The organism is Providencia sp. UF-183, from assembly GCF_058246155.1.
Genome location: NZ_JBSICD010000007.1, coordinates 129,460 through 141,188 on the forward strand (window position 1 = coordinate 129,460; position 11,729 = coordinate 141,188).

General features: G+C 42.1%; 7 protein-coding genes. 1 reads left to right on the forward strand and 6 read right to left on the reverse strand.

Annotation, left to right across the window (positions count from 1 at the left end; genetic code table 11):
• Positions 1-10 precede the first annotated feature (10 nt).
• The 3 genes from AC4IFT_RS08825 to guaB all read right to left on the reverse strand — a co-directional run bounded on the left by AC4IFT_RS08825 (position 11) and on the right by guaB (position 4,637).
• Positions 11-1,198, reverse strand: a complete 1,188-nt coding sequence (locus tag AC4IFT_RS08825; RefSeq protein WP_490751118.1) for a tyrosine-type recombinase/integrase — start codon at positions 1,196-1,198, stop codon at positions 11-13.
• 310 nt (positions 1,199-1,508) lie between these two features.
• A complete protein-coding gene (gene guaA / locus AC4IFT_RS08830) occupies positions 1,509-3,086 on the reverse strand; it encodes a glutamine-hydrolyzing GMP synthase (protein WP_273803079.1) in 1,578 nt (525 codons plus the stop codon).
• Positions 3,087-3,170: 84 nt separating this feature from the next.
• Positions 3,171-4,637: an IMP dehydrogenase gene (guaB, locus tag AC4IFT_RS08835; RefSeq protein ID WP_225818752.1), complete on the reverse strand. Its 1,467-nt coding sequence runs from the start codon at positions 4,635-4,637 to the stop codon at positions 3,171-3,173.
• Positions 4,638-4,808: 171 nt separating this feature from the next.
• Here guaB and xseA point away from each other — a divergent pair, with 171 nt between their 5' ends.
• Positions 4,809-6,185, forward strand: coding sequence for an exodeoxyribonuclease VII large subunit (xseA, locus tag AC4IFT_RS08840; protein WP_490730905.1), 1,377 nt, complete (start codon positions 4,809-4,811; stop codon positions 6,183-6,185).
• 54 nt (positions 6,186-6,239) lie between these two features.
• On the opposite strand, the gene AC4IFT_RS08845 is transcribed toward xseA, so the two are convergent.
• From AC4IFT_RS08845 to AC4IFT_RS08855, 3 genes are all read right to left on the reverse strand, one after another.
• Complete coding sequence (locus tag AC4IFT_RS08845; RefSeq protein WP_490751119.1) at positions 6,240-8,501, reverse strand: TonB-dependent receptor; 2,262 nt, start codon at positions 8,499-8,501, stop codon at positions 6,240-6,242.
• A 153-nt stretch (positions 8,502-8,654) separates the two neighbouring features.
• Complete coding sequence (locus AC4IFT_RS08850) at positions 8,655-10,829, reverse strand: S9 family peptidase (RefSeq protein WP_490751120.1); 2,175 nt, start codon at positions 10,827-10,829, stop codon at positions 8,655-8,657.
• Positions 10,830-10,841: 12 nt separating this feature from the next.
• Entirely contained in the window at positions 10,842-11,636 is a 795-nt protein-coding gene (locus AC4IFT_RS08855; protein WP_490751121.1) for an energy transducer TonB, read from the reverse strand.
• Positions 11,637-11,729: the final 93 nt, after the last annotated feature.

Genomic DNA, 11,729 nt, shown 5'->3' on the forward strand with positions numbered 1-11,729 from the left:
ATCTTCTATATTAAATTATCCACTCATCTATCATATCAGCCCAATCCTGTAACATAGCGGTGCGCTGCTCGCGGTACTCAGCTTTATTGTACACTGCCCTAACCCCTTTCTGTTCATGTGCCAGGCATTTCTCTATCCAATCCGAGTTATAGCCAGCTTCATGCAACAATGTACTCGCTGTTCTGCGTAAATCGTGAGGTCCAAATTTAGCAAGGTCGTGTCCGTCTTTTTGTGCAGCTTTATAGGTAAGATCCAGTACCCGATTCATTGTTGCACTACTCATTGGTGCATCTGAATCATAGCGCGATGGTAGAATAAAATCAGAACCGCCTGCAAAGGTTTTTAAGGCAACTAAAATATCCATTACCTGACGCGATAAGAAAACCAAATGCGGATTGCGACGTTTCATTCGCTCTTTTGGGATTGTCCAAATTGCTTCACTGAAATTAATTTCACTCCAGGTGGCATTAGTTAACTCACTTTTACGTACCATTGTTAACAATAGCAGTTTTACAGCTACCCTAATTGAGGGCGTTGTCCCAACCTTCTCAAGATAGCGATACATCAAACCAATTTCACCTGGCGTTAACGAGCGATCTCTGGGTTCAAATTTAGCAATACTTGCAGGCCTCACTAAATCTGCTGGATTTTCTACCTTCTGACCCCGTTCAATCGCCCAGCGATAAACCTGAAGTACGATTTCTCGTGTATGAACAGCAGTCGCTGGTGCACCACGTTCAACAATAGTGTCAGTGATCGCCCGTAAGTCTTCGTGTGTGATTTCATTTAACTTCAGGTTGCCAAATTTACCCTTGAGTTCCCTGGTATAAACTGATCGCCGCATATCCCGTGTAGAATCAGCCATCTGATAACCACGAAGCCATTTTTCAGCCCATGCACCAAATGTTTCAGCACCTTTAATTCTCGCTTTATCTCTGGCTTTTTCTTTAGCCGGGGACTTACCATCTGTCACCATTCTTTTGGCTTCCCCTAGCCGCTCTCTGGCTTCAGCTAAAGTAATCCCGCCAATACCATAACGACCAAAAGTCACCGTTTCCTGTCTGCCATTAATAGCGTAGTTATAACGAAAAGAGACAGAGCCAGCAGGTGTTACAGCGACATACAGCCCATCTCTGTCATTCACTTTATAGAGTTTTTCTTTCGGTTTTAAATTTCTCAGTTTGGTATCAGTCAGCATTCATTTTTATCCTTTTTTAACGTTTTGATACCATGCAAAAACAACCATAGGAAACTATGATTCAATTCCTTTAAAAACAAACAATTACTTGTTTTTAATACCATGAGGAGATCAAAAACTATCGCATGGTATCAGTCGGTGTTCATGGCATCTGCTTGCGATAATACCAACTTTAATACCCCATTCAACTTGTGCTTGACGCTGCTAATCAGTGCCAGATACGGCAAACTAAAAAAACAAAAAAGCCCATTTTTACATGGGCTTAGATAGTTATTTTGCTAGTCAGTGCTAGCTAATTCTTATTGCAGGATTATTCCCACTCAATTGTCGCAGGTGGCTTACCGCTGATATCATAAACTACGCGGGAAATGCCACTAACCTCATTGATGATGCGGTTAGAAACGCGGCCTAAGAAATCGTATGGTAGGTGTGCCCAGTGCGCGGTCATAAAGTCGATGGTTTCAACGGCACGCAGTGAGACAACCCAGTCGTATTTACGGCCATCACCCATAACGCCAACAGAGCGAACAGGTAAGAACACAGTAAATGCTTGGCTAACTTTATGATATAAATCTGCTTTATGCAGTTCTTCGATAAAGATAGCATCAGCGCGGCGCAGTAAGTCACAGTACTCTTTCTTCACTTCACCTAATACACGAACCCCTAAACCTGGGCCCGGGAATGGGTGGCGATATAACATGTCATAAGGCAGGCCTAACTCTAAACCGATTTTACGCACTTCGTCTTTGAACAGCTCTTTTAACGGCTCAACTAAACCAAGTTTCATGTCATCCGGTAACCCACCCACGTTGTGGTGAGATTTAATGACGTGTGCTTTACCCGTTGCAGAAGCCGCTGACTCGATAACATCTGGGTAGATAGTACCTTGAGCTAACCATTTGATGTTTGGCAGTTTAGATGATTCTTCATCGAAAACTTCGATAAACACATGGCCAATTTTCTTACGTTTCGCTTCTGGGTCACTGATCCCTGCCAGAGCGCTTAAGAAACGATCTTCGGCTTTCGCGTGAATAATGTTCAGATCAAATTTACCTTCGAACATTTCCATCACTTGGTCAGCTTCATTTAAACGCAATAAGCCGTTGTCAACGAAAACGCAGGTTAAGCGTTTGCCAATGGCACGGTTTAACAGTAACGCAGTAACAGAAGAGTCTACGCCACCTGACAATGCCAGTAATACGTGGTCATCACCGATTTGCTCTTTTAAGCGCGCAACGGTGTCTTCGATAATCGCCGCAGGTGTCCATAATGCATCACACTGGCAGATATCTTTAACAAAACGCGTTAAAATATTCAGACCTTGGTGAGTGTGAGTCACTTCTGGGTGGAATTGCACACCGTAGAATTTTTTCTCTTCGTTTGCCATGATGGCATACGGGCAGCTTGGCGTGCTCGCGATGGTTTTAAAGTCTGCTGGGATAGCAGTCACTTTATCACCATGACTCATCCACACGTCTAAAACAGGTTTGCCCGCTTCATTGAGAGAGTCTTTGATATCACGGAACAGTTCACATTGCTCTGTAATTTCAACGTTAGCGTAACCAAACTCGCGCTCACCTGAAACTTCAACCGCGCCACCCAGTTGCATAGACATAGTTTGCATGCCATAGCAGATACCTAATACTGGTACACCGGCATTGAAGACGTAATCTGGCGCACGTGGGCTATCAGTCTCAGTCGTACTTTCTGGGCCACCAGAAAGAATAATACCATTTGGATTAAATTCTCGAATTTGCTCTTCTGTAACGTCCCACGCCCAGAGTTCACAATAAACGCCAATTTCACGAATACGGCGGGCAATTAGCTGTGTATATTGCGAACCGAAGTCAAGGATAAGGATGCGATGCTTATGGATATTTGTTGTCATTTGAGGAGAATTCCAAAAATTCAAGTCAAAAATAGAAATTGGTAGCATGCGGGACATCAGCACGCCACCCTGTATAGTTATCGGTTATTGTCCCAAACGATAGTTTGGTGATTCTTTTGTGATAGTCACATCGTGTACGTGGCTTTCTTGAATACCTGCGCCACTGATACGGACAAATTCCGCTTTTGTTCTCAGAGCGTCAATCGTACCACAACCGGTCAGCCCCATACAGGAACGTAAACCACCCATTTGCTGGTGAATGATTTCTTTCAGGCGGCCTTTGTAAGCAACACGGCCTTCGATACCTTCTGGCACTAACTTATCTGCGGCGTTATCCGATTGGAAATAACGGTCTGAAGAGCCTTTAGACATTGCCCCTAATGACCCCATACCACGGTATGCTTTGTAAGTACGACCTTGGAATAAAATAGTTTCACCCGGGGACTCTTCAGTCCCTGCGAACATGGAACCCACCATCACACACGCAGCACCCGCTGCAATCGCTTTGGAAATATCACCAGAGAAACGAATACCACCATCAGCAATAACTGGAATTCCCGTGCCTTCAAGTGCTTCCGCCGCTTCTGCAATTGCGGTAATTTGTGGTACACCCACACCCGTTACGATACGAGTTGTACAGATTGAACCTGGGCCAATACCGACTTTTACTGCGCTCACGCCAGCATCTGCCAACGCTTTTGCGCCTTCAGCAGTTGCTACGTTACCACCAATGATTTGTAAGTCAGGGTATTTTTGGCGAGTTTCACGAATACGTTGTAATACACCTTCAGAATGACCGTGTGAAGAGTCAATCAGTAAGACGTCAACACCTGCCGCAACCAACGCATCAACACGCTCTTCATTGCCACCACCAGCACCTACCGCCGCACCAACACGTAAACGACCTTGCTCGTCTTTACACGCGTTTGGTTTACGTTCCGCTTTTTGGAAGTCTTTAACGGTGATCATTCCTAATAGGTGGAAGTTATCGTCGATGACTAAGGCTTTTTCTACGCGTTTTTCATGCATTTTTTGTAATACGATTTCGCGTGCTTCGCCTTCTTTGACCGTCACTAAGCGCTCTTTTGGCGTCATAACCGCAGTAACAGGTTGGTCTAAATCTGTTACGAAACGCACATCACGGCCCGTAATGATACCGACTAATGAATTGTCTTTTGCCACCACAGGGTAACCCGCGAAACCATTACGCTCAGCCATTTCTTGCACTTCGCGAATAGTGGTATCTGGGGTAACAGTGACAGGGTCTGTGACAACACCACTTTCATGTTTCTTCACGCGGCGAACTTCTTCCGCTTGGCGCTCGATAGACATGTTCTTGTGGATAAAGCCAATCCCACCTTCTTGAGCCAAGGCGATTGCAAGGTCAGATTCGGTGACGGTGTCCATTGCTGCAGAAAGCATTGGAATGTTCAGGCGGATGTTTGCAGTCAGTTGAGTAGAGAGATCAGCCGTATTTGGTAATACAGTTGAGTGTGCTGGAACGAGTAATACATCGTCGAAAGTTAGTGCTTCTTTTTTAATGCGTAACATAGGCAATATCCCACCAGGCAGCGTTATGGAAAGGTATAAAATATTGCCGCGGCATTATACACACCGTAATCGGTTGCTTCCAGCCTTTTTTTGAAAAATTACTTGATAACTCCGATAGCTAGGTTAGTATTTAGCGATTAAGTCCTTGTTTTAAAATTTGATCTGGCTCACATGTCGACATCACAAAATAGTGCAATTTTTTCTGTTAGTAAGCTTAACCTTGCCGTTCGCGAACTTCTCGATCAGCAAATGGGTCGGATATGGCTAACCGCAGAAATTTCCAATTTTTCTCAGCCAAGTTCAGGCCATTGGTATCTGACGCTGAAAGATGACCGTGCGCAGGTTCGTGCGGCGATGTTCCGTGGGCAAAATGCAAGAGTGACCTTCCGCCCTCAAAATGGGCAACAGGTTTTAGTACGCGCCACCGTCACATTGTATGAACCCCGTGGTGACTACCAGTTAATCATCGAAAGTATGCAACCCGCGGGCGAAGGGTTATTACAGCAACGCTTCGAGTTGCTAAAACAAACGCTAAGTGCGCAAGGTTTATTCGATACATTGCATAAAAAACCGTTACCCAGCCCAGCAAAATCCGTGGGGATTATTACCTCTGCAACGGGGGCGGCTTTACACGATATTTTAAATATTCTTCGCCGCCGTGACCCTTCACTGCCGATTGTTATCTACCCCACTGCGGTTCAAGGGGATCTCGCTCCGGCACAAATCGCACGTATGATTGAATTAGCGAATTTACGTCGTGAATGTGATGTATTGATTGTTGGCCGTGGTGGTGGCTCATTAGAAGACTTATGGGCGTTTAATGAGGAAATCGTCGCAAGAGCGATATTTTCAAGCCAATTGCCCATCATCAGCGCTGTAGGCCATGAAACTGACGTCACCATTGCCGATTATGTGGCTGATGTGAGAGCGCCTACGCCATCTGCGGCCGCAGAACTGGTCAGCCGCAACCAACAAGAAATGCTACGCCAAATAAAATCGGCACAGCAACACCTTGAAATGGCGATGGATTATTACATTGCGGGGCAACAGCAACGCTTTGCTAAGCTCCACCACCGTTTACAACAGCAACACCCGCAATTACGCTTAGCAAGGCAACATAATCAGTTGAATTTGTTACAACAAAAACTTGCTCAGTCAATGACTCGTCAATTGCAAACTGCCTCTGTTAAATTTGATAGAGCCAACCGTCGCCTGCAACAAAATGATTTACGACCGCAATTGCAAAAACAACAACGACACCTGCAACAAACACAATATCATCTACAAAATATGATGACGCAGTTAGTGAATAGTTATAAGCAACGTTTTGCAGTGGCGTGTTCAAAAATGGAAGCTGTTAGCCCATTAGCAACACTGGCGCGTGGCTTTAGTATCAGCGAAGCACCTGATGGCGCCGTTTTGAAAAAAACCACTCAAGTTAAACTGGGGCAACAACTGCGAACGCGCTTAAATGATGGTTGGGTAGAAAGTGAAGTTACCCATATTGAAAAAGTAAAAACAAAACGCTCAACGAAAAAAACAAATTAACTGTTTTATGGGTTTCATCTTTTTAATTTAATGAAACCCATATTTTAAATCTAATTAGAAACGAATTTGCCCACCCAGCATATAGGTGCGCCCTCTTGCTGTTGCATTGTGTTTACCACGTTCCTCCATAATTGCTGTCGAATTTGAACGGTTTAGTGCATCAGAATAGTTTTTATTTGTTACGTTATTTATTGTCATCATCAATTTGACGTTCTTGTTGATTTCATAATCGGTGTATAAATCAATCACGGTTGGCTGCTTTTCATATTTATCTTTTAAAGCATTCCCTTCATTATCTACAATAGATTCAACACCAATACGTTTGGATGGCCCAGTCCATGTAACCGTCGTTCCCAATGTTAACTTTTCATCCAATAAACGGACACCTGAATCTAAAGTTAGATAATAATCAGGTAGTTCCGTAAAATCTCCTGCACTAAAATCTGCTGTTTTTGCGATGGACGTAGGCTGGTCTCCAGTCTCTTTTGTATAAGAAAGCATTGAATAGAATACACCTGCATCATAGTTTGCTTGCAGTTCATAACCACGCAAATTAACGTCTTTTATTTCATTCGAATAGATATAACTTTTTTGAGTAATATTCGGAAACTCGTTATCCCAAACATCATCGTTCATCAAACACCATTCTAATTCAGCCGCATTTGTTGGCTTACACAATAAATATGGCTTGCTCGTAATGTAATTTTTAATTTTTGTATTAAACCACAACGCTTTAAGATTAAATTGGTCGCCTTCAACAAATAAATCAGGTTTTAAACTGTTAAACCCAACCTGCCACGTATTTGCTCTTTCGCCTTTTAAAAATGGGTTCATACTTTGTCCGCCATTTTGCGAATAAAATACTTCCTGTGAATTTGGTGCCCTCATTGAATGTGCATAACTCACAAAAGGCTGGAATTCAGGTATGATTTCAGCAGAAAGTAATACTCCAGGGTTAAAGCCACTCTCTTTTAAGTTAATATTGGCTTCTTCCTGAGGGAAACATTTCTCTGTTTCATCGCAAGCGGGTTTATAACCTTTTAAACGATAGTGCATATAATTTAAATCAAATACTGCCGTATAAATATCGTATGTCGCTTCTAATTGCGTATAACCGCTGGCTAAGTCCAGTGTGCCTTCTGGGGAAAAAGGGTTATATTTTAATGTGTCATCATCAATAACTGAACTAACTGTCTTTTGGTATTTCGTTTTCGATAATTTAGAACCTATTTTCCATTGAAAATCAATATCCCCATAAGAAAACCGGCTGGTATTTGAAACATTAAGGCCATCTGCAATATTTTTAGACCCGCCCTCTCTTAAAGCCCACCCAAGGGAATCCCCTTCAAACTTTTGGTTGCTATTACTGTGGTTTGCCAACACCTCAATATCCACTAGTTCATTTAATGGCGTATATTTATATTTAAGGTAATAATCTTCACTGTCAATTTTACGGCGAGTTAACTTATTTTGTAAAAAACGACCGCTAAACTCTAATTCATGCGTATCATTGGGTTTATATTTTAATTTGGTTAATTGTGATTGAGGCTTTTGTTTGAACGTTGAATCCGTTGCAAAATCATCACTGTCATATCCCGCACCATTTTTATAACTTCCGGGAATATTGTGACCGCTGACGGCAATTAAACCACCAAAATATCCATCCCCATCATTTAATAATGTTTTTCCTGCAACGGAAACCATACCGTTATAGCCAATGCCGTTATCTCCCCAACTTCCTTTGCTACGTAGTCCATATAAATTATCTTTAAAAATGACATCATCAATACCAAGAGTACGAAAGTTTGCGCTGCCTGCTAAAGCATTCACACTATTACTGCTATTTAATTGCCCTTTTTCTACCTCAACTTCAACAATAAAATTAGGGTCAATTAACGCGCCGAAATCATTATTGGGTTGTTGTCCATGTGTATATTGACTAGGCGAAATACCATAGTAACTTTGCGTTACCCCATCCACCATCATATTCACGCGGCCAAAACCGCTCAGGCCTCGAATATTTACGTTAATTGTGCCTTGGCTACCATCCATTTGGGTATACGTTCCGGGCATAGTTCGGATAATTTTATCCATACCTTGTAACTTATTTTCCGTACCAACAGCACTGTAAGCACCGGGCTTTTCCAGTGCTTTAACCAAAGGTGTTTGTTTTTGCGCACCTGAGACTTTTAATTGACTAAATTTAACAACTTTCTCTTTGCCTTGCTTTTCTTGCTGTGTATTTTCAGCCAAAGCAATGCCCTGAGCGCCAGTAAAAACCATACTCGCACTCAATATTATTATTTTATTTTTCATGTAAACCATTCCTGTAAACGCAATATTTCAATTCGCGCCCACAGTGCATTCCAATATAAAAAGGATAAATTCAATACCCTTAATTGAATTTTCCCAAAAAGCCCCCTCTAAATGCATCAACACATTTAGAGGGTTATTATTAGATTAAATAAACTATTTTAAATAAGGAAAGTATTTTGCTTTATTTTCTAGCATTAAAAGAAAACTGTAATCTAATGCAATATCATCAAGTGCGTTAAAACGCCCAGATTTACCACCGTGCCCTGCATTCATATTGGTTTCTAATAACAATAAGGAATTACCTTGTTTCATGTCGCGTAATTTAGCCACCCATTTAGCGGGTTCCCAATATTGAACTTGGGAATCATGCAGGCCAGTAGTCACCAACATATGTGGATAACGCTGTGCTTTAATATTGTCGTAAGGGCTATAGGATTTTATGCGCCAATAAGCCTCTTCATTTTCTGGATTGCCCCACTCATCATATTCCCCTGTGGTCAATGGAATAGAAGGGTCAAGCATTGTGGTCACAACATCCACAAACGGCACCGCAGAAACCACACCTTCATATAACTCAGGCGCCATATTCACAACGGCCCCCATTAATAAACCGCCTGCACTGCCACCCATCGCATAGATATGCCCTTTTTGCCCATAGCCTTGGTCAATAAGTGCATTAGTTGCATCGATAAAGTCAGTGAAGGTATTCATCTTATGGATAGTTTTACCTTGCAGATACCATTTTTTACCCAGCTCACCCCCTCCACGAATATGCGCGATAGCATAGACAAAACCACGGTCTAACAGTGACAACCTTGATGAACTAAATGAAGGGTCTAAACCATAACCATACGCGCCATAACCGTAGACAAGTAATGGGTTTTTACCCTGCTTGAAGAGATCTTTGCGATAAACCAATGAAACAGGCACTTTCACACCATCTTTCGCCGTTATCCACAAACGTTCACTTTGGTAATTTGCCTTATCGAAATCTTTGACATCTTCTTGTTTTAGTAACTGTTTTTCTTGCGTTTGCATATTAATTTCATATACAGAAGACGGCGTGGTCATCGATGAATAACCATAACGCAATTTATTGGTATTAGGTTCTGGATTATTGGATATCCATGCCATATACGCAGGGTCATCAAACGTCACATAATTTTCTTGCTGGGTTTGCCAATCAATTTGGCGGATGTTTACCAACCCATTCGCTCGTTCTTCAAGCACTAGCCAGTTATTGAAGAGTTCAAACCCTTCTAAATCAACATCATCGCGAGGAGCGATTAATGTCGACCACGCAGCAAAATCATCATGCTTTTCTGCATTGTTATTGGTATACAAGCCAAATAATGGGTTTTGATGGTTTGAGCGAATGTAGAACTTTCCATTGAAATGATCAGGGTAGTACTCCACACCCGTTTGGCGAGGCTTAAAGGTTTCAATCGCTTTGTCAGGGTGGTTAGCATCGATAAAACGGTATTCAGATGTCTCAGTACTGGTAATGCCAATAAAAATGATATCTTTCGAAGTCGATTTGCTTAAACTCACATAAAACGTGTCGTCTTTTTCTTCATAAAGCAGTTTGTCTTGCGCTTGCTTTGTGCCTAACTTATGGCTAACGACTTGATATGGTAATAAAGTTTGCTTGTCTTTATTCACATAGAATAAAGTTTGGTTATCATTCGCCCAAACAATATTGCCTGATGTATTCAGCAGAACATCATTTTGCCACTGGCTTTCATTAATTTTACGAAATGAAACTGCGAATTCATTGCGCCCTTGCCTGTCTTCTGCAATTGCCATCATGGTGTTGTCGGGAGAAATAGTTAACGCTCCCATGCGATAATATTCAACACCTTCAGCGCGTTGGTTGCCATCCACCAAAACAACCCATTCACCTTGGCTATTTACAGGGCGTCTTTCATAAATTGCATAGTTTTTTCCAGCAACAACACGTGTGCGATACGTGTAACCATTAAAATCGTACGGAACTGACTCATCATCTTGTTTCATCCGTGAGAATAACTCATCATAAATCTCTTTTTTTAATGACTCACCTAATTTAAGCTCTTGCTGTGTATAGGCATTTTCTTTGGTGAGATAGTCAATGACCTCTGGTGCTTTGCGCTCATCATCCCTTAACCAATAATAGTTATCGACACGGGTGTCACCGTGGATAGTCATCGTGTGTGGTTGTTTTTTGGCCATCGGTGCTGTCATTCGTTCCTCCGCAAACACTGCGCTTGTCTGTAATCCCAATAATGCAATAAGACAAAATTTAACGGCTCCTGATAAGCCTGACAATCTATTTAAGTGCGTTCGCATTTTTTACCCTGATTATTTATTTTCAATCGTAAAATCAATCGGCAATTCTACCGTCACTTTGCCCTGAATTAACATATCAGCAGGCGGTATCGGTAAAGGCTCTGCTCGACTGAGTACCCGCTGCGCTTCTCTATCTAATGAATTTGTGCCTGAGCTTCTGACTAATGCACTATTCACAATATACCCCTGCGCATCTACCTCAAATTTAATTACTGGCTTTCCAATACGATTACGCCGTTTGGCATCCTCTGGATAACGCTTGAATTTATTCAGTTGCCCAAGGACGAGCGCTTCCCATTGGCGTTGCTCATCATCTGATTGGGCATGACTGTTAAATGCCGCCGCAACGCGCTCAGTTTGTTGTTTCGCTGCTGCATCACTTGTAACAGGGGCATCGCTGGCTTTTGAGTTATCACTTTCCAACTCACTAATACGCTTGTTTTTTACATCCTTGCGTTCTTTTTTAGGCAGCGGTGTAGTTTTCTTTTTTTCCACCTTTGTCACTAGCACTTCAGCCTCTTCGTTAATCGGCACTGAGGGGATGTCAACATCATCCATAACCGCTTCTTGCGCTTGGCTGGCAATCGAGAGCTCTTGAGTTTCACCGATATTAGTTTCAGTTAACTGTTTTGCTTGTGACTCAATGGAAATTTCCATCACCACTGAGGGGGGTGGTAATAAATGTTGCCAATCATTTTCAGTGACCTTTAAAAAAAGGAGAATAACTGCAACATGCAGAATAACGGCTGAAGCAAAAGCACCACTGGTTTTCGTCGTTCTAGCGTATTCTAAAGTGATCGTCGACATTTTAATCTTTCACGTAACAACAAAGGACGCAAATGATAATCAATAACAAATGCAAATGAAAACTATTTATTATAAATAGTGCTAATTCATTCA

Excerpts from the sequence above, each read along its gene's own strand:
- AC4IFT_RS08825 (WP_490751118.1), bottom strand. The coding sequence starts at position 1,198 with ATGCTGACTGATACCAAACTGAGAAATTTAAAACCGAAAGAAAAACTC.
- guaA (WP_273803079.1), bottom strand. The coding sequence starts at position 3,086 with ATGACAACAAATATCCATAAGCATCGCATCCTTATCCTTGACTTCGGT.
- guaB (WP_225818752.1), bottom strand. The coding sequence starts at position 4,637 with ATGTTACGCATTAAAAAAGAAGCACTAACTTTCGACGATGTATTACTC.
- xseA (WP_490730905.1), top strand. The coding sequence starts at position 4,809 with ATGTCGACATCACAAAATAGTGCAATTTTTTCTGTTAGTAAGCTTAAC.
- AC4IFT_RS08845 (WP_490751119.1), bottom strand. The coding sequence starts at position 8,501 with ATGAAAAATAAAATAATAATATTGAGTGCGAGTATGGTTTTTACTGGC.
- AC4IFT_RS08850 (WP_490751120.1), bottom strand. The coding sequence starts at position 10,829 with ATGCGAACGCACTTAAATAGATTGTCAGGCTTATCAGGAGCCGTTAAA.
- AC4IFT_RS08855 (WP_490751121.1), bottom strand. The coding sequence starts at position 11,636 with ATGTCGACGATCACTTTAGAATACGCTAGAACGACGAAAACCAGTGGT.